Origin of the sequence: Lysobacter sp. Root604 (assembly GCF_001427505.1) — a bacterium.
Taxonomy (GTDB): Bacteria; Pseudomonadota; Gammaproteobacteria; order Xanthomonadales; family Xanthomonadaceae; genus Lysobacter.
This window is the reverse complement of the sequence record NZ_LMGS01000001.1, coordinates 986,731-1,011,364: the sequence shown is the minus strand read 5'-3', so window position 1 is coordinate 1,011,364 and position 24,634 is coordinate 986,731. Positions and strand designations below refer to the sequence as shown.

Annotated in this window: 23 protein-coding genes; 20 read left to right on the top strand and 3 right to left on the bottom strand. The window is 68.4% G+C overall.

Annotation, left to right across the window (positions count from 1 at the left end; all coding sequences use genetic code 11):
* Positions 1–141 precede the first annotated feature (141 nt).
* The gene (locus ASD69_RS04720) at positions 142–729 is read right to left on the bottom strand and encodes a glutathione peroxidase (RefSeq protein ID WP_056174511.1); all 588 of its coding nucleotides are present in this window, start codon (positions 727–729) and stop codon (positions 142–144) included.
* A gap of 134 nt (positions 730–863) precedes the next feature.
* On the opposite strand from ASD69_RS04720, the gene ASD69_RS04715 reads away from it, so the two are divergent.
* The 7 genes from ASD69_RS04715 to ASD69_RS22190 all read left to right on the top strand — a co-directional run bounded on the left by ASD69_RS04715 (position 864) and on the right by ASD69_RS22190 (position 6,438).
* Positions 864–1,265, top strand: coding sequence for a hypothetical protein (locus ASD69_RS04715; RefSeq protein WP_056174508.1), 402 nt, complete (start codon positions 864–866; stop codon positions 1,263–1,265).
* Positions 1,266–1,268: 3 nt separating this feature from the next.
* Entirely contained in the window at positions 1,269–1,640 is a 372-nt protein-coding gene (locus tag ASD69_RS04710; protein ID WP_056174506.1) for a GntR family transcriptional regulator, read from the top strand.
* Positions 1,637–2,521, top strand: coding sequence for an ABC transporter ATP-binding protein (locus ASD69_RS04705; protein WP_056174504.1), 885 nt, complete (start codon positions 1,637–1,639; stop codon positions 2,519–2,521). Before ASD69_RS04710 ends, ASD69_RS04705 begins: the two co-directional genes overlap by 4 nt.
* The gene (locus tag ASD69_RS04700; protein WP_056174502.1) at positions 2,518–3,582 is read left to right on the top strand and encodes a hypothetical protein; all 1,065 of its coding nucleotides are present in this window, start codon (positions 2,518–2,520) and stop codon (positions 3,580–3,582) included. Before ASD69_RS04705 ends, ASD69_RS04700 begins: the two co-directional genes overlap by 4 nt.
* Positions 3,583–3,737: 155 nt before the next feature.
* A complete protein-coding gene (locus tag ASD69_RS04695; protein WP_056174500.1) occupies positions 3,738–4,502 on the top strand; it encodes a DUF2807 domain-containing protein in 765 nt (254 codons plus the stop codon).
* A gap of 38 nt (positions 4,503–4,540) precedes the next feature.
* On the top strand, positions 4,541–5,071 hold the full coding sequence (locus ASD69_RS22195) for a hypothetical protein (RefSeq protein ID WP_056174498.1): 531 nt from the start codon (positions 4,541–4,543) through the stop codon (positions 5,069–5,071).
* Positions 5,072–5,187: 116 nt separating this feature from the next.
* On the top strand, positions 5,188–6,438 hold the full coding sequence (locus tag ASD69_RS22190) for a serine hydrolase domain-containing protein (protein ID WP_082576267.1): 1,251 nt from the start codon (positions 5,188–5,190) through the stop codon (positions 6,436–6,438).
* Positions 6,439–6,450: 12 nt separating this feature from the next.
* Here ASD69_RS22190 and ASD69_RS04680 read toward each other — a convergent pair whose 3' ends face one another.
* Positions 6,451–7,932 (bottom strand): class II fumarate hydratase, encoded by a 1,482-nt coding sequence (locus ASD69_RS04680; protein WP_082576266.1) that lies wholly within the window; start codon positions 7,930–7,932, stop codon positions 6,451–6,453.
* A gap of 275 nt (positions 7,933–8,207) precedes the next feature.
* On the opposite strand from ASD69_RS04680, the gene purB reads away from it, so the two are divergent.
* The 13 genes from purB to pilH all read left to right on the top strand — a co-directional run bounded on the left by purB (position 8,208) and on the right by pilH (position 23,354).
* A complete protein-coding gene (gene purB / locus ASD69_RS04675) occupies positions 8,208–9,584 on the top strand; it encodes an adenylosuccinate lyase (RefSeq protein WP_056174496.1) in 1,377 nt (458 codons plus the stop codon).
* A 22-nt stretch (positions 9,585–9,606) separates the two neighbouring features.
* Entirely contained in the window at positions 9,607–10,035 is a 429-nt protein-coding gene (locus ASD69_RS04670; RefSeq protein WP_056174494.1) for a DUF695 domain-containing protein, read from the top strand.
* A 25-nt stretch (positions 10,036–10,060) separates the two neighbouring features.
* Complete coding sequence (locus tag ASD69_RS04665) at positions 10,061–10,471, top strand: VOC family protein (protein ID WP_235567141.1); 411 nt, start codon at positions 10,061–10,063, stop codon at positions 10,469–10,471.
* Between the two features lie 822 nt (positions 10,472–11,293).
* Positions 11,294–12,466: a cupin domain-containing protein gene (locus ASD69_RS04660; protein ID WP_162250612.1), complete on the top strand. Its 1,173-nt coding sequence runs from the start codon at positions 11,294–11,296 to the stop codon at positions 12,464–12,466.
* A complete protein-coding gene (locus ASD69_RS04655) occupies positions 12,463–13,377 on the top strand; it encodes a GNAT family N-acetyltransferase (protein ID WP_235567140.1) in 915 nt (304 codons plus the stop codon). The genes ASD69_RS04660 and ASD69_RS04655 overlap by 4 nt, the downstream gene beginning before the upstream one ends.
* Before the next feature lie 310 nt (positions 13,378–13,687).
* Positions 13,688–16,528 carry a 2-oxoglutarate dehydrogenase E1 component gene (locus tag ASD69_RS04650; RefSeq protein ID WP_056174487.1) on the top strand — a complete coding sequence of 947 codons (2,841 nt, stop codon included), beginning with the start codon at positions 13,688–13,690 and terminating at the stop codon, positions 16,526–16,528.
* Positions 16,529–16,597: 69 nt separating this feature from the next.
* Entirely contained in the window at positions 16,598–17,809 is a 1,212-nt protein-coding gene (sucB, locus tag ASD69_RS04645) for a dihydrolipoyllysine-residue succinyltransferase (RefSeq protein WP_056174484.1), read from the top strand.
* A gap of 185 nt (positions 17,810–17,994) precedes the next feature.
* Entirely contained in the window at positions 17,995–19,419 is a 1,425-nt protein-coding gene (gene lpdA, locus ASD69_RS04640) for a dihydrolipoyl dehydrogenase (protein WP_056174483.1), read from the top strand.
* Between the two features lie 134 nt (positions 19,420–19,553).
* A complete protein-coding gene (locus tag ASD69_RS04635) occupies positions 19,554–20,147 on the top strand; it encodes a TIGR00730 family Rossman fold protein (RefSeq protein WP_056174481.1) in 594 nt (197 codons plus the stop codon).
* 29 nt (positions 20,148–20,176) lie between these two features.
* A complete protein-coding gene (locus ASD69_RS04630; RefSeq protein WP_056174479.1) occupies positions 20,177–20,797 on the top strand; it encodes a hypothetical protein in 621 nt (206 codons plus the stop codon).
* Between the two features lie 82 nt (positions 20,798–20,879).
* On the top strand, positions 20,880–21,851 hold the full coding sequence (locus tag ASD69_RS04625) for a hypothetical protein (protein WP_056174476.1): 972 nt from the start codon (positions 20,880–20,882) through the stop codon (positions 21,849–21,851).
* A gap of 87 nt (positions 21,852–21,938) precedes the next feature.
* Positions 21,939–22,931, top strand: coding sequence for a YhdH/YhfP family quinone oxidoreductase (locus ASD69_RS04620; protein ID WP_056174474.1), 993 nt, complete (start codon positions 21,939–21,941; stop codon positions 22,929–22,931).
* 57 nt (positions 22,932–22,988) lie between these two features.
* Positions 22,989–23,354, top strand: coding sequence for a twitching motility response regulator PilH (gene pilH, locus ASD69_RS04615; RefSeq protein ID WP_056174471.1), 366 nt, complete (start codon positions 22,989–22,991; stop codon positions 23,352–23,354).
* 228 nt (positions 23,355–23,582) lie between these two features.
* Here pilH and ASD69_RS04610 read toward each other — a convergent pair whose 3' ends face one another.
* Entirely contained in the window at positions 23,583–24,476 is an 894-nt protein-coding gene (locus tag ASD69_RS04610) for a DnaJ C-terminal domain-containing protein (RefSeq protein ID WP_056174468.1), read from the bottom strand.
* Positions 24,477–24,634: the final 158 nt, after the last annotated feature.

Here is a 24,634-nt window from a genome sequence, read left to right as displayed (position 1 = left end):
TTTGTATTGGGAATGATTGACGCTGCGGATGCGGGCGCAAGCCTGCCATTGTCGCGGGCTGCGCGCCTATCGGCAATCGCACCGAAATTCACAGTATTTGCGCCGGCGCCTTGCTCGCACCGGCTGGGCCGCTGCGCGCGCTCAACCGGCCTTCTTGGGGCGCGGTGCCTTCAGCGCGGCCTCGATCGCGGCCACCACGGTCGGATCGTCGGGCTTGATCTTGCTGCCGTAGCTGGCGATCAGCTTGCCGTCGCGGCCGATCAGGTACTTGTGGAAGTTCCATTTCGGCGCTTCTCCGGCGCTGCGGGCCAGGTCCTGATACAGCGGCGTGGCCTGTTCGCCGACCACGTGCACCTTCTCGAACATCGGGAACTTGACCCCGTAGGTGAGCGTGCAGAACTCCTGGATCTGCTTCTCGTCCTCGAATTCCTGGGCCTTGAAATCGCCCGAGGGGAAGCCGAGCACGGCGAAACCCTGGCCCTTGTACTTGGCGTGCAGGCCTTCCAGCGCCTCGAATTGCGGGGTGAAACCGCACTTGCTGGCGGTATTGACCACCAGCAGCACCTGACCGCCGTACTGGCCGCGCAGGTTGACCGCCTGCTTGCCCGCCAGCGGGCGGAAGCTGCGGTCCAGCAGGCCGCCCGCGGCCGAAGCCAGGCCGGCGACCAGGAGCAGGGAAACGGCGGCGACGGCGGCCGTACGGCGGATGCGGGGGGCGATAGCGTTCATGGCGGGCTTCGGAGCGGGGCCGGACGGCCGGTGGGCCAAGTATGACTTCAGTTGGGTAGGCCGGACTTGACCGGGCGTGTTTTGGTGTTATAGTTGCATACAACACCGGTCTACCAACGAGCAGGACGTTCGCCATGAACAGCAAGCTCCATAACTCGATTTCAGCCCTCCTGGTCAGCGGCGCCACGCTGGTGCTGGCCCTGGTGGCGGCGAACCCGGCCCTGCCGGAAGCCCCCGCCGCCCAGGTCGCGGCTGCGGCCGCGCCCCTGCCCTTGGATGCCGCCGCCATCGTGCGTCGCGCCGAGGCCCAGGCCCTGCGCATCGAGGCCCGCGCCCAGCAGGTCGAAAACCTGGCCGACGTCGCCGCCCTGACCGCCGAGGTCGCCACCGCGGTGGCCCTGGCGAACGCACTGGATAAAGCCTCTGCCGCGGAGCCGGCCGTTGACGCAGTACCGCACCGCAAGGCCCGGAAGGCCACGCGGCGCAATCGCCAGGCCTTAGTCATGCCTTATTTCTCATTCGCACCGCGGGGCTGAACCATGACCGCTATCCAATGGAGCGACGGCGCTCCCATCTATCGCCAGCTGAAGGAACGCGTCGTCGCCATGATGCTCGACGGCGTGCTCAAGCCCGGCGACGCCCTGCCCTCCGTGCGGCAGGTGGCGGCCGAGTACCAGCTCAACCCCATCACCGTCTCGCGCGCCTACCAAGAGCTGGCGGACGAGGCACTAGTCGAAAAACGCCGAGGACTGGGCATGTACGTCACCGAAGAGGCTGCCAAGAAACTGCTGCTGAACGAGCGCGAGCGGTTCCTGCGCGAGGAATGGCCGTTGGTGCTGGAGCGCATCCTGCGGTTGGGCCTGAGCACGGAAGAGCTGCTGACGGCGGGCAACAAGGCAGGTGCGCAATGAACGCCGACTCCCTCGCCAGCTCCGCCAATGTCGTCAGCGCGCGCGGTTTGCGCAAGGCCTATAAGAACAAGCTCGCGCTGGACAACACCGCGTTCGAAATTCCGGCCGGACGCATCGTCGGCCTGATCGGCCCCAACGGCGCCGGCAAGACCACCGCGCTCAAGGCCATCCTCGGCCTGATCCCGTTCGAGGGCGACCTCAAGGTGCTGGGCCGCGACCCGCGCACCCAGCGCGACGAACTGATGCGCGACGTGTGCTTCATCGCCGACGTGGCGGTGCTGCCGCGCTGGATCCGGGTCAAGGAGGCGATCGAGTTCGTCGCCGGCGTGCACCCGCGCTTCGACCGCGCCAAGTGCGAACGCTTCCTCGCCGGCACCCAGCTCAAGCCCGAGCTGCGCGTGCGCGAACTGTCCAAGGGCATGATCGTGCAGCTGCATCTGGCCCTGGTGATGGCGATCGACGCCCGCCTGCTGGTGCTGGACGAGCCCACCCTGGGTCTGGACATCCTTTACCGCAAGCAGTTCTACCAGCGCCTGCTGGAGGATTACTTCGACGAGGACAAGACCATCATCGTCACCACCCACCAGGTCGAGGAGATCGAACACATCCTCACCGACGTGATGTTCATCCGCGACGGCAAGGTCGTGCTCAACAGCGATATGGAAGTGCTAGGCGAGCGTTTCGTCGAAGTGCTGGTCAACGCCGACAAGCTCGAACAGGCGCGCAGCCTGAAGCCGCTGGACGAACGCGCACTGCCGTTCGGCAAGACCGTGATGCTGTTCGACGGCGCGCCGCACGAACGCCTGGCGGAGCTCGGCGAAACCCGCACGCCGGGCCTGGCCGATCTGTTCGTCGCCACCATGAAGGGGACCTACGCATGAACGCGCTCGATATCAACGCCGACCGTCCGGCCCCGCGCGCCGTAGCCGCGGTCCATCCCACCCACACCTTCCGGCTGTTGCTGCGGCGCGAGTTCTGGGAGAACCGCGGCGGCTTCCTCAAGGCGCCGTTGATCGCCGGCGCGATCTCCCTGTTCCTGCTGGTGCTGGTGATCGTGTTCTTCGAGGCGGTCGCGCTGCCCAAGATCCAGGACCAGAACATCGAAATGAACGGCGGGCGTTTCGCCGTCAACGGCCTGGATCTGAATGCCCTGATCAGCAAGATGGATCCGGAGGACCTGCGCCACATCGGCCCGGCGATCGATCTGTCGCTGTACGGCGCCTCGCTGTGGCCCTTCATCGTGCTGGCTTTCGTGGTGTTCTTCTATTGCCTCGGCAGCCTCTACGACGAGCGCAAGGACCGCAGCGTGCTGTTCTGGAAGTCGCTACCGGTATCGGACGGTCAAACCGTACTGTCCAAGCTGGTGAGCGCGGCCCTGGTCGCCCCGGCACTGGCCACGGCGGCGGCTATCGCGACCATGTTCGGTTATCTCCTGATCATGAGCGGATTCGTCATGCTGCACGGCGCCAATCCGATCGATCTGCTGTGGGGACCGGGCAATCCGCTGTCGGTGGCCGCCACGCTGATCGCCGCGATCCCGATCTACGCGCTGTGGGCCCTGCCGACCATCGGCTGGCTGATGTTCTGCTCCGCCTGGGCCCGTAGCCTGCCCTTCCTGTGGGCCATCCTGATCCCGGTCGTGGCCACCCTGCTGCTGGGCTGGATCACCTTGATGGGCGTGGTCGATGCGGACTCCTTCATGTGGATCCTGCAGCACGTGAGTTCCCGCTCCCTGACGAGCGCGATCCCCGGCACCTGGATGAGCGCCATCCCCGCTTCCGTCCTCAACAACATCGAAGGGCCGGACTCGGTCAGCCACCTGGTCGGTATCCGCACCATGTACTCGACCCTGCTGAGTCCGCATATGTGGGGCGGTGCGGTGGCCGGTGCGGCGATGATCTTCGCCTCGGTCCGTCTGCGCCGCTGGCGCGACGAGGGTTGACCCCGCGGCGCCGGGCGGACCGCACAGCGGCACCGCCCGGCGCACGCTCCCAAGCGACACCTCGGCACCACCCGATTGCAACCTTGATCGCTCCCGCTGCATCCGAGTACGCGACGCCCGCCGCTGCGGCGGGTCAGACCCGACAGGAGTACGTGATGCGCAAGTCCATGCTCGCCGTCCTAGCCCTGCTGCCGCTGGCAGCCATGGCGCAGGACCGCAACTGCCAGCATTCCCAGGCCCGCGATCTGAAGCTGGACCTGGCCGGCGCCAAGGCGGTGGTCTTCGATATCGGCCAGCACGATCTGAACGTGGTGACCGGCAGCGAATACGCCGTCCACGGCCGCGCCTGCGCCTCCGACGCCAAGTACCTGCCCGAGCTCACCCTCACCCAGCACCGCGTCGGCGACAAGCTGGTGGTGGTGGCCCGGCGCAGCGAACGCAATTGGTTCAACCTCGGCGACCACTACGCCTACCTGCGCCTGGAAGCGACGGTACCGGCCGATCTGATGGTCCAGCTCAACGTCGGCTCCGGCGACGCGCGCGCCAACGGCGTGGCCGCGCTCAGCGCCGATGTCGGTTCCGGCGACGTGCGCGCCGAGAACGTGCGCGGTCAGGTCACCGCCGATGTCGGCTCCGGCGACATCGAGCTGGACAACATCGGTTCGCTGCACGTGGTCTCGGTCGGTTCCGGCGACCTCAAGGCGCGACGCATCGCCCAGAACGTCAAGGTCGGCGATATCGGTTCGGGCGACGTCGAGCTGCGCGAGGTCGGCGGCAACGTCGACGTCGACGAGATCGGCTCGGGCGACATCGATGTCGTCGGCGTGCGCGGCAACCTGCGCGTGCACGCGGTCGGCAGCGGCTCGGTCGACCACCGCGACGTCGCCGGCACGGTCGCCGTGCCGCGCGACAACGAATGATCGCGTTCCCCACCCACTTACGTCCTCGGGACTTCGCCATGAAACTCGCCACCGCCGCTTTCGCCTGCACCCTGCTCGCCCTCGCCCTGGTCGGCTGCGGCAGCCAAGACCGAGCAACGATCGGCAACAGCGTCCTCAAGGGCATCGAACTCGGCGACGACCGCATCAGCCTGCACGGCGGGCGCGACGTCGCGGTCATCACCAAGCAAGGCGATCTGAGCATCGGCGGCAAAGCGGTGGCCTTGAATCCGGCCCAGCGCAGCCAGGCCCAGCGCCTGTACGCCAACGCGGTGGGCGTGCGCGACGACGGCATCGCGATCGGCAAGGCCGGGGCCGCGATCGCCGGCAAGGCCGTCAGCGAAACCATCGAGGGCATGGTCAAGGGCGACCCCGGCGCCGTCGGCGACAAGATGGACGCCGAAGCCAACAACATCGCCCAGCAGGCCCAGCGCCTGTGCAAGCGCGTGGTCGAAATGCGCGCAGCCCAGGACGCGCTGGTCGAAACCCTGCCCGCGTTCAAGCCCTTCGCCACCCTGGACCGGGGCAGCGTGACCGACTGCAACGCTTAACCGAGTGCGGTGCCCGTCGCTTCTCCGGTGCTGCGACGGGCACCCGCTCGACCTGTAACGCATCTCCCTACGCCCGCCACGCGGGTCGCCGTCCGAACGCCATCGGAGGTCTCGTCATGCCCGCTCGTCGCTCGTTCACCCGGTTTCTGCCCGCCTGTTTCGCGATCCTGCTGCTGGCCGGCTGCGCCGGCCAGGCCGTACGCGAGCCCGCGCCCCTGCGCGGCCCGGCGCTGGACCGCGAAGTCGAACGCCTGATGCAGGCCGCGCGCGTGCCCGGCCTGGCGCTGGCGGTCATCGACGACGGCCGCGTCGTGCACCTGAAGGCTTACGGTTCGCGCGATCTCGAACAGCGGTTGCCGCTGACCACCGACACCATCATGTACGGCGCTTCGATCACCAAGGGCGAGTTCTCCTATGCGGCGATGTCGCTGGTCGAGTCCGGGCAATTGGATCTGGACCGCTCGATCGCGCAGTACCTGCCCAAGCCGCTGCCCGCGTACGAGAAGTACGCCGACCTGGCCGGCGACGAGCGTTGGCGCAAGCTGACCCCGCGCATGCTGCTGTCGCACACCTCGGGCTTCCCGAACTTCCGCTTCTTCCTGCCGGACGGGACCTTCGACCAGAACGGCAAGCTCAAGTTCTATTTCGAACCGGGCGCGCGCTACGCCTACTCCGGCGAAGGCATCAACCTGATGCAGTTCGTGATCGAGGTCGGTCTGGGCATCGACGTCGCCGACCTGATGCAGCGCCAGGTCTACGATCGCTTCGGCATGACGCGCACCAGCCTGGTGTGGCGCGAGGATTTCGCCGACAACCTGGCGATCGGCTACGACCCGCAGAACAAACCGCTGGGCCATAAGAAACGCGGCGCGGTGCGCGCAGCCGGATCGATGGACACCAGCATCGCCGACCAGGCCGCCTTCCTGGCCGGGCTGGCCCGTGGCGAGGGGCTGAGCGCGGCCGGCAAGGCCGAACTGCTACGTCCGCAGATCGCGATCGATTCGGTACAGCAGTTCCCCACCCTGTTGACGGACACGACTCAGGACAACCGCGGCATCGCGCTGTCCTATGCCCTGGGCTGGCTGACCTATCGCGAGCCGCAAGGCCAGGCCTGGGCCAAGGGCGGCCACGACGACGGCACCAACAACCTCGCCCTGTGCGTGGCCGACGGCCGCCGCTGCATGGTGATCCTCAGCAACAGCTCCAACGGCGAAGGCCTGTTCAAGTACCTCGCCGACGCCACCCTGGGGCCGACCTGCCTGCCCTGGTTCTGGAACGGCTACATCCCCTACGACCACCCGGAGTGGCGCGAACCGGCCGCGCGTGCGCAGCCGCATCCGGCCTGCGCGCCGTTGCCGCGGCCGTAATCGCGCCCGGACTCAGCCGCCGCCACCAGCGCCGGCATGGATGCCGCCGCGGGTCAGCGCGGTCGGGTCCAGCAGCCGGCGCAGTTCCTTTTCGGACAGGCCGGTCTCGGCGATCGCGACCTCCAGCACCGGCCGGCCTTCCTTGTAGGCGCGCTTGGCGATCGCAGCCGCCTTTTCGTAACCGATGATGGGATTGAGCGCGGTGACCAGGATCGGGTTGCGATCCAGCGCCTCGCGCACGCGGTCCTCGCGCACCTTGAGCCCCGCGATCGCGCTGTCGGCAAGCACACGCATGACATTGGCGAGCAAGCGGATCGAATCCAGCAGGTCGTAGGCGATCAGCGGCAGCATCACGTTGAGCTGGAAGTTGCCGCTCTGGCCGGCCACGGTGATCGCGCCGTGGTGGCCGATGACCTGGGCGCAAACCATGGCCACGGCTTCCGGGATCACCGGATTGACCTTGCCCGGCATGATCGAGCTGCCCGGCTGCAGCGCCGGCAGCTCGATTTCGCCCAGGCCGGCGAGCGGGCCGGAATTCATCCAGCGCAGGTCGTTGGCGATCTTGCTTAGCGCCACCGCCAGGGTCAGCAGCTGGCCGGACAGCTCGACCGCGTCGTCCTGCGCGGCCAGGCCTTCGAACTTGTCGGTGGCCGACTCGAACTTGCTGCCGCCCAGCGCCGACAGCGCGCGCGCCATGGCCTTGCCGAAACGCGGATCGGCGTTGATGCCGGTGCCGATCGCGGTGCCGCCGATCGGCAAACGGCGCACGCGCTTGAGGCTGTCCTCGATGCGCGCCTGCGCCGAGCCCAGCTGCGAGGCCCAGGCCCCGAACTCCTGGCCGAAGGTCAGCGGCATCGCGTCCATCAGATGGGTGCGGCCGGTCTTGGTGACCTTGGACAGGGACTTGGCGCGGCGTTCGATGGTCTTGCGCAGGTGCTTGAGCGCGGGCAGCAGCGATTCGGTGGCGGCCAGCTTGGCCGAGACCCGGATCGCGGTCGGGATCACGTCGTTGGAGCTCTGGCCCAGATTGACGTGGTCGTTGGGATGGATGGCGAGCTTGCTGGCGCGCGTGGCCAGGGTCGCAATGACCTCGTTGGCGTTCATGTTGCTGGAGGTGCCCGAACCGGTCTGGAACACGTCGATCGGGAACTGGGCGTCGTGGCGGCCGTCGGCCACTTCCAGGGCGGCGTCGCGGATCGCCAGCCAGTGGCCCTCGTCCAGCAGTTCGAGATCGCCGTTGACCTCGGCCGCGGCGGCCTTGACGTAGGCCAGGGCGCGGATGAACTCGCGCGGCATGGGCTGGCCGGAAATCGGGAAGTTCTGCACCGCGCGTTGGGTCTGCGCGCCCCACAGCGCGGCCGTGGGCACCCGCAGCTCGCCCATGCTGTCGTGTTCGAGGCGGAACGCCGCGGCCGGGGTCCGGCCCTGGCCGGGCACGTATTTCGCAGGCTTGCTGTTCGCGGCCTGGGCCGGGGTCTTGCGTCGGGTCGCCATTGCCAACTCCATTGCGTCGTGGGATTCGGGAGCGTGGCGGCGCGCGGGCCTGGCGGGCGCGCGGGCGGCCACGTCGATCAGATCGGGTGCGCCGTGCTCGCTTGCAAGAGCGGCGCGGCCGGCTGGCATCGGACAGCGCTGGCGGCCGTCATGATGGCCGCCGCGGCCCGGGGCGTCGAGTGCGGGCGGCCGTGGCAGGCGCCATATGGCGTGGTCCGAACGGAGAAAACCGGCGGGCTGTTAGAATGTTCGACTGTTTCCCGCCGCCTCTGCCCATGTCCGCCGACCCCAACGCCCAGCTGCTCGCCCTTTCCCCGCTCGACGGCCGCTACGCCGCCAAGGTCGACGCACTGCGCCCGATCTTCTCCGAATTCGGCCTGATCAAGGCCCGGGTCAAGGTCGAGGTGGAATGGCTGCTGGCGCTGGCCGAGGAACCGGGGATCGCCGAACTGGCGCCGTTCTCGGCCGCCGCCGCCGCGCGCCTGCGCGCGCTTGCCGACGATCTTTCGGTGGCCGATGCGGCCCGGGTCAAGGAAATCGAGCGCACCACCAACCACGACGTCAAGGCGGTCGAGTACCTGATCAAGGAGCGCCTGAAGGACGACGCCGAGCTGGGCCCCGCGCTGGAGTTCGTGCACTTCGCCTGCACCAGCGAGGACATCAACAACCTCAGCTACGCCCTGATGCTCAACCAAGCGCGCCAGCACGTGCTGCTGCCGCGCCTGGACCAGCTGATCCAGGTCCTGCGCGCGATGGCGCACGAGCACGCCGCCCTGCCGATGCTGTCGCGCACCCACGGCCAGACCGCCTCGCCGACCACCGTCGGCAAGGAAATCGCCAACGTGGTCGCGCGCCTGCTGCGCCAAGGCGAGACCCTGGCCGCGGCGCCGATGCCGGGCAAGATCAACGGCGCGGTCGGCAATTACAACGCCCACGTCGCCGCCTACCCGGACATCGACTGGCCGGCGTTCTCGCAGCGCTTCGTGAGCTCGCTGGGCCTGGACTGGCAGCCCTACACCACCCAGATCGAACCGCACGACGGCATCGCCGAGATCTGCGACGCCCAGCGCCGCATCGACACCATCTGCGTGGACCTGTGCCGCGACATCTGGGGCTACATCTCGCTGGGCTACTTCAAGCAGGCGGTCAAGGCCGGCGAAGTCGGCAGCTCGACCATGCCGCACAAGGTCAACCCGATCGACTTCGAGAACGCCGAGGGCAACTTCGGCATCGCCAACGCGCTGTTCGAGCATTTCGCCGCCAAGCTGCCGATCAGCCGCTGGCAGCGCGACCTCACCGACTCGACCGTGCTGCGCGCGTTGGGCACCGCCTTCGGCCACGCCCTGATCGGCTACGACGCGCTGCTGCGCGGCCTGGGCAAGCTCAGCGTGAATCCCGAGCGTCTGGCCGCCGATCTGGACGCGGCCTGGGAAGTGCTGGCCGAAGCCGTGCAGACGGTGATGCGCCGCCACGGCCTGCCCAACCCCTACGAGCAGCTCAAGGCGCTGACCCGCGGCCACGGCATCAACGAAGCCTCGATGCGCGAGTTCATCGCCGGCCTGGAGCTGCCGGCGGAAGACAAACAGCGCCTGCTGGCGATGACGCCGGGCAGCTACAGCGGCCTGGCCGAACGCCTGGCGCGCGAGATCTAAGGCCGCCAGGAGCGCACGCGCCATGGAAGACACCCGCGGCTGGACCCTGGCCGAACACCGCGCCGACGACGGCCTGTCGCTGATGCGGCTCAAGCGCTTCGAGCGCGGTTTCGATTTCCGCGCCTACCCCGAACGCCTGAACCTGATCTGGGCCTACCAGGACGACCGCAGCGTCGACACCGCCTCGCCGGAGGAACTGGAGGCCATGCAGCGCTTCGAGGACCGCGTCTGCGAACGCATCGAAGCCGCCGGTCACAGCCTGCTGGCGATCGTGTTCACCGAACCGGACCATCGCGAGTACGTGTTTTACAGCCGCAACGTCGAGGCTTTCATCGGCGTGCTCAACGCGATGCCGCAGGAAGCCACGCCCTACCCGATCGAGATCGATCGCGAGAGCGATCCGGGCGGCGAGTTCTACCGCTCCTTCGCCGAAGCCATCGGCCTGCGTTGAAGCAGGCCCGCGCCGAGACCGAGCCATGACGACGACGATGCGCCTGCTGCTCAATCTCGACGTCCCCGACCTGGCCACGGCCGAAGCCTTCTACGTCGCCGCCTTCGGCCTGCGTCCGGCGCGCCGGCTCGGCGATAGCGTGCTCGAACTCGACGGCGCGCAGGTGCCGGTCTACCTGCTGCGTAAGCCAGCCGGCAGCGTCGGCGCCAGCGGCTCGGTGCGCGATTACGCGCGCCATTGGATGCCGGCGCACGTGGACGTGGTGGTCGACGACCTGGACACGGCGTTGACGCGCGCGCTCGCCGCCGGCGCGATTCAGGAAGGCGCGGTGCGCGAAGCCGACTGGGGCCGCATCGTGCAACTGGCCGACCCGTTCGGGCATGGTTGGTGCCTGTTGCAATTCCTCGGCCGCGGTTACGACGAGATCGCAAGCTGACGCCTCGTCGGCGGGTTCTCCATCGCGCCCTCTCCATCGCCTCCTTTGCAACGGGGGGACGCCAACCATCGCTCCCTTTGCAAAAGGGGCGGGCGCCCAATGTGAATCGATGTCGATTCTTTACTCGCGGCGCCGGGGGATTTGCTGTTGCTCGCGCAGAGCCAAAAGCAAATCCCCCTACCCCCCCTTTTTCAAAGGGGGGAACGCCAACCATCGCCCCCTTTGCAAAAGGGGGCGGGCGCCCGATGTGAATCGATGTCGATTCTTTACTCGCGGCGCCGGGGGATTTGCTGTTGCTCGCGCAGAGCCAAAAGCAAATCCCCCCTAGCCCCCCTTTTTCAAAGGGGGGAACGTCAACCGTCGCCCCCTTTGCAAAAGGGGGCGGGCGCCTCGCGTGAATCGATGTCGATTCTTTATTCGCGGCGCCGGGGGATTTGCTGTTGCTCGCGCAGAGCCAAAAGCAAATCCCCCCTAGCCCCCCTTTTTCAAAGGGGGAACGCCAACCATCGCCCCCTTTGCAAAAGGGGGCGTGCGCCCGATGTGAATCGATGTCGATGCTCTACTCGCGGCGCCGGGGGATTTGCTGTTGCTCGCGCAGAGCCAAAAGCAAATCCCCCCTAGCCCCCCTTTTTCAAAGGGGGGACTCTCCCCCTCTCTTCATCGCCGCATGAGCGACAATGAGGCGATCCGCGCGGATCGCCGCGCCACCGCATCGAGCCAGCCCGCCCCATGGCCAAGAAATCCCCCGCCGCGTCCACCGGCCAGTCCAAGACCGCCGCCGCGCCCATCGCGATCGACGCCAGCCGCGCGCCGCCGCTGGGCATGCCCGCCGCGCAATTCCTGCGCGATTACTGGCAAAAGCGCCCGCTGCTGATCCGCAACGCCTTTCCCGGCCTGGTCTCGCCGATCCAGCCCGAGGATCTGGCCGGCCTGGCTTGCGAAGAGGCCGCGCTGTCGCGGCTGATCCAGCACGACCGCGCCAGCGACCGCTATTCGCTGCGCCACGGCCCCTTCGAGGAGGCCGAGTTCCCGGCGCTGCCGCATCAGGACTGGACCCTGCTGGTGCAGGACGTGGACAAATGGGACGCCGACGTGGCCGCGCTGCTGCCCGCATTCGACTTCCTGCCGCGCTGGCGCGTCGACGACATCATGGTGTCCTTCGCCGCGCCCGGCGGCTCGGTCGGCGCGCATGTCGACCAGTACGACGTGTTCCTGCTCCAGGCCCAGGGCCATCGGCGCTGGCAGATCGATGCCGGCCCCAACCCGCCACAGGAATTCCGCGCCGACGCCGAGCTCAAGCTGCTGCGCGAGTTCGCGCCCAGCCACGAGTGGGTGCTGGGCCCCGGCGACATGCTCTATCTGCCGCCCGGCGTGCCCCATCACGGCGTCGCCGAGGACGCCTGCCTGACCTTCTCGGTGGGCATGCGCGCGCCCTCCTCGGCCGAGCTGATGGGCGACTACATCGACACCCTGGCCGCCGAGGCCGACGAGTCGCTGCGCTACCGCGACCCCGACCTGAGCCCGCCGACCGACCCGGCCGAGATCGACGCCGCCGCGATGACGCGCGTGGTCGAGGCCCTGAACACCCTGCGCATGAACGACCCCGACCGCCTGGGCGACTGGTTCGGCCGCTTCATCACCGTCTACCGCGCCGCCGGCGTGGTCTCGGCGGGCGCCGAACCGGCGCGCTCGCGCATCGAGATCGAATGGGACCTCGAACAGGGCGCGAGCCTGTGGCGCCACCCCTGGTCGCGCCTAGCCTGGCGCCGCGCCCACGCCAAGGGCCAAGCCGCGCGCCTGTACGTGAGCGGCCAGGAGTACGCCCTGGCGGCCAAGGACGCGCAGGCCCTGGCCAATGCGGTCGAGATCGACCAGGCCGTGTACGCCGCGCTGTCCGAAGCCGGCCGCGCCTGCGTGCACGAGCTGATCGCCGGCGGCCACTACCGCCTGGGCCTGGACGACGACGAAGGCGAGGACGAAGGAGAAGACGCGTGAGCGCGGCCGGCCACGGCTTCAGCGTGGTCGCCGTGGCCGACTACGCGGCCGCGAAGCCGGCGCTGCGGGCGGTACGCGAGGCGGTGTTCGTGCGCGAACAGCAGGTGCCCGAGGCGCTGGAACTGGACGCCGAACGCGACCCGTTGTGCGAACACGTGCTGGCCCTGGACGCGTCCGGCGCCCCGATCGGCACCGGCCGGCTCACCCCGGACCGGCGCATCGGCCGCATGGCCGTGCTCGCGCCCTGGCGCGGCCGCGGCGTCGGCGACGCCCTGCTCGCCGCGCTGCTGCAGCGCGCCGCCGAGCTGGGCTGGCGCGAGGTGTCGCTGCACAGCCAGGCCGCGGCGGTCGGTTTCTACGCCCGCCACGGCTTTCTGCCGCTGGGCGAGCGCTTCCTGGAAGCCGGGATCGAGCACCTGGGCATGCGCCGCCTGCTCGGCGCGGCCAACCCGGTCGAGAGCCGCGAGGCCGCCCTGGCGGCCTTGCTGGGCGTGATCGCGGGCGCGCGGCGCGGCCTGTCGATCTACAGCCGCGAACTCGACCCCGGCCTGCTCGACCGCGCCGACGCGATCGCCGCGCTGCGCCGCCACGCCACCGCCGGCGGCGGCGTGCGCGTGCTGCTGCAGGACCCGGCCGCGCCGCAACGCGCGCTGGCGCCGCTGATCGGCCTGGCCCAACGCCTGCCGACCGCGTTCGAGTTCCGCGCGATCGAGGAACCGGTCGATCAGAACTACCCTTCCGCCTACGTCGTCAACGACCGCGACGGCTGGTACTTCCGCACCCTCGGGCACCGTTTCGACGGCGAGACCCGCATCGACGACGGCGCCCGCGCGCGCCAGCTGCGCGCGCATTTCGATCCGGTCTGGGAGCGCGCCCGCCCTTGCAGCGAGTACCGCGCGCTCGGGATCTGAGCCGGGCCCGGCCCGGCTTCGACGCCGGGGCCTGAGTGCCGGTTAAACCTCCGCCCCGCCGTGGCCGCCTTCCGGCGCGGCTTGAAAGCGCGCGCGCCAGCCCAAGATTTTCCGGGCTTGCCGCAACGGCCGCTTCGACGGTCCCGCCCGGTCGGCTGCCGGAAATCGAAGAAAATCTGTCGCTTAGACCTAAGTAGTTATGCCGCTGGGCTTAACACTACCGCTATAATTCCGATCCTATGTCCGCGCACAGCGCCGTCGGCGCGCGCGCGACTCCACATCCGCCCCCTAGAGTTTCCCGATAATCATCGTGGACAGCCTCCTGAAGCAGTTCTCCCAGTCCTCGCAACTCGGCGCCAACGCCGCCTTCATCGAAGACCTGTACGAGCAGTACCTGGTCGATCCCGACAGCGTCGGGGCCAAATGGAAGGCCTACTTCGACGGTTTCAAGGGCCGCGAAGCCGGCGACGTGCCGCATTCGGCCGCCATCGACGCCATCGCCCAGGCCAGCCGGGCCGCCGCCCGCGGCGCGCTCAACGGCGCCGCGCCGGGCACCGGCCCCAGCGACGAACGCGAGCGTGGGGTCGGCAAACTGATCACCGCCTACCGTTCGCGCGGCCACCTGGCAGCCAACATCGACCCGCTGGGCCTGCTCGAGAAGCCGGAAGCGCCGGACCTGGCGCTGGGCTTCCACCGCCTGTCCGAAAGCGACCTGTCCGGCGAGTTCAGCACCGGCGGCGTGGGCGGCAAGGAACGCATGAAGCTGGGCGACCTGGTCGCCCTGCTCAAGGCCACCTACACCGGCCCGATCGGCGCCGAGTTCATGCACATCGCCGACGCCGAACAGCGCCGCTGGATGTACGAGCGTCTGGAAACCGCGGCCGGCAAGTACGGTCGCAGCGCCGAAGACAAGAAGCGCATCCTCGAGCGCCTGACCGCGGCCGATGGCCTGGAACGCTACCTGGGCACCAAGTACGTCGGCCAGAAGCGCTTCTCGCTGGAAGGCGGCGACGCCCTGATCCCGCTGATGGACACCACCATCCGCCGCGCCGGCGAGCACGGCGCCCAGGACGTGGTGATCGGCATGGCCCACCGCGGCCGCCTCAACGTGCTGGTCAACACGCTCGGCAAGCCGCCGCGCAAGCTGTTCGACGAGTTCGAAGGCAAGTTCGAGCACATCGAAGGCGATCTCGCCCACACCGGCGACGTCAAGTACCACATGGGCTTCAGCGCCGACGTCGCCACCCCGGGCGGCCCGGTCCACCTGGCGCTGGCGTTCAATCCCTCGCACCTGGAAATCGTCAACCCGGTGGTGGCCGGCAGCGTGCGTTCGCGCCAGACCCGCCGCGGCGACCAGGGCCGCGCCCAGGTGCTGCCGATCCTGCTGCACGGCGACGCCGCGTTCGCCGGCCAGGGCGTGGGCATGGAACTGTTCCAGATGTCGCAGGCGCGCGGTTTCGCGGTCGGCGGCACGCTCCATATCGTGATCAACAACCAGGTCGGTTTCACCACCAGCGCCCGCGAAGACGCGCGCTCGACCCTGTACTGCACCGACGTGGCCAAGATGGTCGGCGCGCCGATCCTGCACGTGAACGGCGACGATCCGGAAGCGGTGGTGTTCTGCGCCGAACTGGCGCTGGACTTCCGCAACCGCTTCGGCCGCGACGTGGTCATCGACCTGGTCTGCTACCGCCGCCACGGCCATAACGAGGCCGACGAGCCGGCGGCGACCCAGCCGCTGATGTACCAGGTGATCCGCAAGCACAAAACCCCGCGCGAGCTGTACGCCGAGCGCCTGGTCGCCGAGGGCACGCTGCAAGCCGCCGACGCGCAGGCCCTGGTCGACGGTTACCGCGACAAGCTCGACGCCGGCGCGGTCACCACCGAACTGGTCGAGGTCAAGCCGGACGAGTTCACCATCGACTGGTCCAAGTACCTGTCGGGCAAGGTCACCGACCCGGTCGACACCACCTTCGACCGCGCCAAGCTCGACGGCCTGGCGGTGCAGATCAACACCGTCGCCGACAGCGTCAAGCTGCACCCGCGCGTGGCCAAGATCTACGAGGACCGCCGCAAGATGGCCGCCGGCGAACTCGCCGGCGACTGGGGCTTCGCCGAGAACCTGGCCTACGCCACCCTGCTGACCGAGGGCTACAAGCTGCGCCTGGTCGGCCAGGACTGCGGCCGCGGCACCTTCTTCCACCGCCACGCGATCCTGCACGAGCAGACCAGCGACGATTACGTGCTGCCGCTGCGCGAGTTGGTCAAGACGCCGTCGGACGTGACCATCATCGACTCGCTGCTTAGCGAGGAAGCGGTGATGGCGTTCGAGTACGGCTACTCGACCGCCGATCCCATGACCCTGGACATCTGGGAAGCCCAGTTCGGCGACTTCGCCAACGGCGCCCAGGTCGTGATCGACCAGTTCCTGTCCTCGGGCGAAGCCAAGTGGGGCCGTCTGTGCGGTCTGGCGCTGTTCCTGCCGCACGGCTACGAAGGCCAGGGTCCGGAGCACAGCTCCGCGCGTCTGGAGCGTTTCCTGCAGCTGTGCGCGCTGGAGAATATGCTGGTGTGCGCGCCGACCACCCCGGCCCAGGCCTACCACATGATCCGCCGCCAGATGCGCATGAGCACGCGCAAGCCGCTGGTGGTGATGACGCCCAAGTCGCTGCTGCGCCACAAGCTGGCGGTGTCGAGCCTGGACGAACTGGCTCAGGGCGAGTTCCAGCACCTGATTCCGGACGCCGCCGCCAATCCGAAGAAGGTCAAGCGGGTCGTGCTGTGCTCGGGCAAGGTCTACTACGACCTGCTGGAAGAGTCGCAGAAGCAGGGCCTGGAAGACGTCGCCCTGCTGCGCGTCGAGCAGCTCTACCCGTTCCCGCGCCAGGCCCTGAGCGAACAGCTCAAGCGCTACGCCGCGGCCAAGGACGTGGTGTGGTGCCAGGAAGAGCCGCAGAACCAGGGCGCGTGGTACCAGATCCGCCATCACCTCGCCGCCTGCCTGGCGCCGAAGCAGGCCCTGCATTACGCCGGCCGCGCGCGTTCGCCTTCGCCGGCGGCGGGCCATCTGGCCGACCACGTCGCCGAGCAGACCAAGCTGGTCGCCGACGCCCTGGTCAATTCGCTGCATGGCGAGGACAGCGCCGAGTAATCGGCGCCGTCCCGCGCATACCCCCTACCTACGCCCCATATCAATCAAGCAAGCCAGGATGCCCACCCCATGAGCACCGAGATCAAAGTCCCCGTCCTGCCCGAGTCCGTCTCCGACGCCACCATCGCCACGTGGCACAAGAAGCCGGGCGACGCGGTCAAGCGCGACGAGAACCTGGTCGACCTCGAAACCGACAAGGTCGTGCTCGAAGTCCCCTCGCCGGTCGACGGCGTGCTCAAGGAAATCAAGTTCGAGGAAGGCGCCACCGTGACCAGCTCGCAGCTGATCGCGATCGTGGAAGCCGGCGCCGCCGCCGAGGCCAAGCCGGCCGCGGAAGCCGCTCCGGCCGCCGCCAAGGCCGCCGAACTGCCGGCCGCCGGCGCTCAGCCGATCACCCCGAAGCCTGAGGCCGCCAAGGCGCCGGCCGGTAACGACCAGCTGCCCCCGGGCGCGCGCTTCACCGCGAACAAGGAGGGCATCGACGCCTCCCAGGTCGAAGGCACCGGCCGCAAGGGCGCCGTGACCAAGGAAGACATCCTCAACTACGCCAAGTCCGGCGGCGTCGGCAACGCCTCGGGCGCACGCGCCGAAGAGCGCGTGCCGATGACCCGCATCCGCGCGCGCATCGCCGAGCGCCTGATGCAGTCGAAGAACTCGATCGCGATGCTGACCTCGTTCAACGAAGTCAACCTCGGCAAGGTCATGGCCATGCGCAAGGAGCTGGGCGAGTCCTTCGAGAAGGCCAACGGCGTCAAGCTGGGCTTCATGAGCTTCTTCGCCAAGGCCGCCGCCAACGCGCTGCAGCGCCACCCGGTGGTCAACGCCTCGGTCGACGGCAACGACATCGTCTATCACGGCTACGCCGACATCTCGATCGCCGTGTCCACCGACAAGGGCCTGGTCACGCCGGTGCTGCGCAATGTCGAGCGCATGGGCTTCGCCGACGTCGAAAAGGCCATCGGCGATTACGCCAAGAAGGCCCGCGACGGCAAGCTGGCGCTGGAAGACCTGCAGGGCGGCACCTTCACCATCACCAACGGCGGCACCTTCGGCTCGCTGATGTCGACCCCGATCGTGAACCCGCCGCAGTCGGCGATCCTGGGCATGCACGCCATCAAGGAGCGCGCGATCGTCGAGAACGGCGCCGTGATCGCCGCGCCGATGATGTACATCGCGCTGTCCTACGATCACCGCATCATCGACGGCAAGGACGCGGTGCTGTTCCTGGTCGACATCAAGAACCAGCTCGAGAACCCGCATCGCATGCTGCTGGGCATGTAATGCCCAGCCGGGATTCGGGATTGGGGATTCGGGATTCGCAAAGGCAAAAGGCCGATGCGGGTTCCTCCCCTCCCCCGGAACCTTGGCCTTACGCAAGCATTTTTCGCGGGCTTCGGAATTCGCAGCGCTGACGCGCTTTGAACGAATCCCGAATCCCCAATCCCGAATCCCGTGAGCGAATGATAATGAGCGAACAATTCGACGTAGTCGTCATCGGCGCCGGCCCGGCCGGCTACCACGCCGCCATCCGCGCCGCCCAACTCGGTCTCAAGACCGCCTGCATCGACGCCGCGCTGGGCAAGGACGGCAAGCCCGCGCTCGGCGGCACCTGCCTGCGCGTGGGCTGCATCCCGTCCAAGGCCCTGCTCGACAGCTCGCGCCAGTTCTGGAACCTGCAGCACCTGTTCGGCGAACACGGCATCACCACCGACAACGCCAAGATCGACGTCGCCACCATGATCGGCCGCAAGGACAAGATCGTGAAGCAGTTCACCGGCGGCATCGCGATGCTGTTCAAGGCCAACAAGATCGCCCCGTACTACGGCTTCGGCACCCTGCATCCGGGCAACGTGGTCAAGGTCAAGCAGCACGACGGTTCGGAAGTCGAGCTCAAGGGCACCAACGTCATCATCGCCGCCGGTTCGGATTCGATCGAGCTGCCGTTCGCCAAGTTCGACGGCGACAAGATCGTCGACAACGTCGGCGCGCTGGACTTCACCGAAGTGCCCAAGCGCCTGGGCGTGATCGGCGCCGGCGTGATCGGCCTGGAGCTGGGCAGCGTGTGGAAGCGTCTGGGCGCCGAGGTCACCATCCTCGAAGCGCTGCCCGACTTCCTCGCCGCCGCCGATGCCGAGGTCGCCAAGACCGCGGCCAAGGAATTCAAGAAGCAGGGCCTGGACATCAAGCTGGGCGCCAAGGTCAGCAAGGCCGAGATCAAGAAGGACGGCGTGCACCTGACCTACAACGACGGCAAGGCCGATCAGGAACTGGTCGTCGACAAGCTGCTGGTGGCCGTCGGCCGTCGCGCCGCGTCCAAGGGCCTGCTGGCCGAAGGCACCGGCGTCAAGCTCAACGAGCGCGGCCAGATCGAAGTCGACGAGCACTGCCACACCGGCGTCGACGGCGTGTGGGCGGTCGGCGACTGCGTGCGCGGCCCGATGCTGGCGCACAAGGGCTTCGAGGAAGGCATCGCGGTCGCCGAGCTGATCGCCGGCCTGCCGGGCCACGTCAATCTCGACACCGTGCCGTGGGTCATCTACACCGAGCCGGAAATCGCCTGGGTCGGCAAGACCGAGCAGCAGCTCAAGGCCGAGAACATCCCCTACAAGACCGGCAGCTTCCCGTTCGCGGCGATCGGCCGCGCCGTGGCCATGGGCGAGCCGGCCGGCTTCGTCAAGGTCATCGCGCACGCCGAGACCGATCGCGTGCTCGGCCTGCACCTGGTCGGCGTTGGCGTGTCGGAACTCGTGCACGAGGGCGTGCTGACCATGGAGTTCAACGGCTCCGCCGACGACCTCGCCCGCATCTGCCACGCCCACCCGACCCTGTCGGAAGCGATCCACGACGCGGCGATGGCGGTGGACAAGCGCGCGATCCATAAGGCCAATTGAAGCCGGGATTCGGGATTGGGGATTCGGGATTCGCAACAGCGGCCCGTCCCCTATCCGGATCCCATGCAGACGCCAGGCCACGCCTGGCGTTTTGCTTTTACCAATCCCGAATCCCCAATCACGAATCCCGTGCTATGAAATCGCTCTGCGTCTACTGCGGCTCCAATTCCGGCTCGCAACCGATCTACACCGAACGCGCGATGGCGCTGGGCCAGCGCATGGCCCGCGACGGCATCGCCCTGGTCTACGGCGGCGGCAACGTCGGCCTGATGGGCGTGGTCGCCGACGCGGTGCTGGAAGCCGGCGGCGAGGCCATCGGCGTGATCCCCGAGCAACTGGTCAACTGGGAAGTCGCGCATCGCGGGCTGAGCAAACTCGAAGTGGTCGGCTCCATGCACGAGCGCAAGGCGCGCATGTTCGATCTCGCCGACGCCTTCGTCGCCCTGCCCGGCGGCTTCGGCACTCTCGACGAAATGTTCGAGATGCTGACCTGGCGCCAGCTCGGCATCGGCGACAAGCCCTGCGCCTTCCTCGACGTCGAAGGCTTCTACTCGCCGCTGATGGCGATGCTGGACCGCATGGTCGCCGAACGCTTCCTGCATGCCGACCAGCGCCGCGACCTGTGGCACGGCGACGATCTGGACGCGATGTTGACCTGGATGCGGGCCTACCGCCCGGCCGAAGCCAGCAAGTGGATGGACGAGAAGCGCCGCAACGCGCTGCGCTAAGCTGCATCGATCCAGAAGGAGATCGGACGATGCGCGCGATCGCGGTGCCCTTGCTGCTCGGCTTATGCGCTTGCCAGCCCGCCGAATCGGTCGAGCCCGAGTTCCGCGACGACACCCATGTCGTGCTCAAGCGCAGCGGCTGCCCCAGTGCGTGCACGCCCTACGAGGTGCATATCGGCCCCGGCGGCAATGCCGTGTTCGTCGGACGCGATCGAAACGGCAAGCACCCCGAGCGCAATCAGGACGGCGATCTGGTCAGGGCTTATGCGCTGGCCTACCCGCATCGCCGCGCGATGTTCGATCTGATCTTCTCCCCACGCTACGCCGAACTCGAACCGGTCTACAGCGCCGGCGCCGGCGACGGCCAGACCACGACGATCACCATCACCGATCGCCAAGGCACCCGCTCGGTCTCGCGCAACGGCGCCGCCTGCCTGCGCGACAGCAAGCAGCCGGGCGCGCTTAAGGCGATCGCGGCGGCCGGCAAGCCGGCGCGCTGGGTGCCGGACGTGTTCTGCGAAACCGTAGAGCTGATCGACAGCGCCAGCTGCGCCACCTATTGGAGCGCCGAACTCGAAGCGCCCGACGACCCGGCCGATCCGCGCCTGTCGCCGCCGTGGCAGTGCCGCCCGGCGGATCATCCCCACTGACGACAACGCGCGCGACCCCGGCCCGGATCCGCCCCGGGCTGCGTTAGGATCGCGTCGGGGAATACAGAATCCGGAACATCCGATGCGCACTCCGTTCGCGACCGCCGCGCTCGCGGCCTTGCTGGTCTGGCCACTCGCCGCCGGCGCCAAAGACAAAGCGGCCAAATCGGCCTACGACTGCGCCGAGGTCGCCGAGCTGCCCGCCGATGCCAGCGACACCGACCGCCGCCTGACCTGCACCATCCCCGACAAATACCGCCGCGACGTCGCCATCGCCGAGTACATCGGCAACGCGATCCGCCGCCACGACCTGGCGGCGTGGCTGACCACCGACCAGTTGGTCAAGATCAAGGCCCTGCCGGACGCGCCCGGCCAGCCCTCGGGTTGGCTCACCCTCGAGCGCGACGACGACATCGACGTGCGCTACTTCAGCAAGGTCGACGGCCAGTTGGTCGCGTTCGCATCGGCGACCCTGGGCTTGGCGCCGCTCGGTGTGCGCGACGCCACCCGCCTGCAACCGCGGCAGCCCGCGCAGCCGCGCGAACAACGGCTGATGGCGGCGCTGCATCTGGCCCGCCAGCAGGACCAGGTCTATTGCAGCCAACGTCCGCCCAATACGGTCGCCTTCGAGTACGAAGAGGACGGCCAGGACCAGATCCTGGTGTTCGTGATGACCCCATGGCTGGACGAGTCCGCGCCGCTGGGCGGTTACGCGATGTACCGCATCGACGCCCAGGGCGAACGCCTGATCGACCGCTACGAACAGACCCGCGGCTGCGTGAGCACGACCCTGGATCAGGCGCGCAAGCCCGATGCGCTGTTCGTCTCGCATCTGACCTCGGCCGCGCCGACCATGTTCCATGTGTTCATGAGCCTGCAGTACCGCACGCCGATCGTGGTGTTCACCACCCAGAACGAGCAGTTGTGGAAGGTCGAACAGGGCCGTATCCGGCTGTTGGGCCCGGACGAGCCCGACTACCGCAAGCTCAAGCAGTGGAGCGACGGCATCGAACGCAAGCACGAGGCCGCGCCGACTTCGAGCCCGATCGGCTAAGCGCGACGCGTCCGCGCCTGGCCGCGCCATGACGGGGCGCGCAATCGCGCTCGGTTATCATCGCGTTCTGTCCGCAGAGACCGCGCCATGACCGTGCCCAGCGACTTCAACGCCTTCCGCATCCACAGCGACGACGCCGGCTACCGCAGCGGCATCGAACGCGTGTCCATCGACGCGCTCTCGCCGGGCGAGATCGTGATCAAGACCGCCTATTCCTCGATCAACTTCAAGGATGCGCTGGCCGGCACCGGCGAAGGCAAGATCCTGCGCCGATTCCCGCTGGTGGGCGGCATCGACGTGGCCGGCCATGTGGTCGCCTCCAGCGACGACAAGTTCCGCGAGGGCGACGCGGTGCTGGTGACCGGCTGCGGCCTCAGCGAAACCCGCGACGGCGGCTACGCCGAGTACGCGCGCCTGGAAGCGCAATGGGCGATTCCCCTGCCCGGCGGCCTCAGCCTGCGCGAGAGCATGATCCTGGGCACCGCCGGCTTCACCGCCGCGCTCGCCCTGCACCGCATGCAGGACAACCGCCAGACGCCCGAACTGGGCCCGCTGGCGGTGACCGGCGCCAGCGGCGGCGTGGGCTCGCTGGCGATCGACATCTTCAGCCGCGCCGGCTACGAAGTGCACGCGATCAGCGGCAAGGCCGAGCAGGCCGACTATCTGAAGTCCATCGGCGCCAGCCAGGTGCTGGGGCGCGACGCTCTGGCCACCGCCCGGCCGATGGAATCGGCGCGCTTCGGCGGCGGCCTGGACAACGTCGGCGGGCCGATGCTGACCAGCCTGCTGGCCCAGACCGCGCCCTACGGCAACGTCGCCAGCGCAGGCCTGGCCGCCAGCCCTGCGCTGGACGCCACGGTGATGCCGTTCATCATCCGCGGCGTGTCCCTGCTGGGGGTGGCCTCGGCCGGCACCGCGCGCCAGATCCGCGACGAAGTCTGGCGCCACCTGGGCAGCGACTGGAAACCCGCGCACCTGGACCGCATATGCACCCGTGAAGTGGGGCTGGCCGAACTGCCCCAGGTGTTCCCGGGCATGCTGGCCGGGGGTTCCCTGGGCCGGACGCTGGTCGTGATCTAGTTGGCATTGCGGCGTCAGCGCGCATCGCTACAATCGAGACAATTCCGGGGGAAACACATGGCGCGTATTCTGATCGTCGACGACTCACCGTCTCAGCTGATGGGCATCCGCCGCATCGTCGAGAAGCTGGGGCATGAGGCCTTGACCGCCGAAGACGGCGCGGCGGGCGTGGAAGCCGCCAAGCGCGAAATCCCCGACCTGATCCTGATGGACGTGGTGATGCCGAACCTCAACGGCTTCCAGGCCACGCGCTCGATCTGCCGCGAGGCCACCACCAAGCACATCCCGATCGTGCTGGTGACCACCAAGGACCTGGACACCGACCGGGTCTGGGGCATGCGCCAGGGCGCCAAGGCCTACATCACCAAGCCCTTCAGCGAAAGCGACCTGTCCGAGATCATCGCCCAGCTGTTGCCGGGCTGATCGACGCCAGCGGGCCGTGGCAGGCCCGCCGCTTTACCGTAAAGCCCTACCGCTTTCCGTGGGAGCGACGCGAGTCGCGATCGTGGAGCGTCGGCGTCGGCGCAGTTCGGCCTCGCGTAGACCTGATGCGTAGGATGTGGTGAGCCGCAGGCGAACCGCATCGCCCGTCGCCAGTGGGATATCGCGCCGGTGCGGTTCGCTGCGCTCACCGCAGCCTAAGGCATCCGCTCAGCCGCGCCGCCAATCGTCGCCGAAGGCGTCGCGCATGCGCGCGTAGGCCTCGTGCTGTTCCTCGGTGTGGGCGCGCGGCGCCAGCACCTCCAGTTCGACGATCTGGTCGCCCGGCGGCGTGCCCGGCAGGCCGCGGCCGCGCAGGCGCAGCTTGCGCCCGGCTTCCGAGTTCGGCGGAATCTTCAGCTCGACTGCGCCGCCCAGGGTGGGCACGCTGATGGTCGCGCCCAGCGCCGCTTCCCAGGGCGCCAGCGGCAGCACGTGGATCACGTTGCGGCCGTCGACCTCGAAATGCGGATGCGCGGCGTATTCGATCTCCAGCAGCAGATCGCCGTGCGTCCCCTGCCCGCCCAGGCGTATCAACTGCCCCGGCTGGATGCCCTTGGGAATGCGCACTTCCAAGGTGCGCCCGTTGACCGAGATGCGCACCATGCCGCCTTCGTAGATCGTCTCCAGCGCCACCGCCAACTTGGCGCGGCTATCGCCGCGCGGCGGCGGACGCCCGGCCTGACCGCCGAAGCCGGCCGGGCCGCGACCGCGTCCGAACAGGCTCTCGAAGAAGTCGCTGAAACCGCCGCCCGCGCCGCCGCCGGCGAAGATCTCGTCGAAATCGGCGCCGCCGTAACCGCCGCCGAAGCCGCCCGGCGGCGGCTGGACCTCGTCGCCGGGCCGGTAGCCGCGCGCGCGCAGTTGGTCGTAGGCGCCGCGCTTCTGCGGATCGCGCAGCGCTTCGTAAGCCTCGTTGACGGCCTTGAACTTGTCCTCGGCGCCGGCCTCCTTGCTGACGTCCGGATGGTACTTGCGCGCCAGCCGCCGGTACGCGGTCTTGATCTCGGCCTCGCCGGCGCTGGGCTCCACACCCAGGGTTTCGTAGTAATCCTTGAACTGCATCGCGGCTCCCTCAAGCTCGCTGGTGAGCGGCCGACACCGCCCCACAGAGTAGGCGGCGCGCGATCGCACGGGAAGACCGGGTCGAAATGGCCGCTGCGCCTGCGTTTTTCAATGCTTGCGCGCACAATGCGCGCTGTACCCGGGTCTTGACGCGCCGT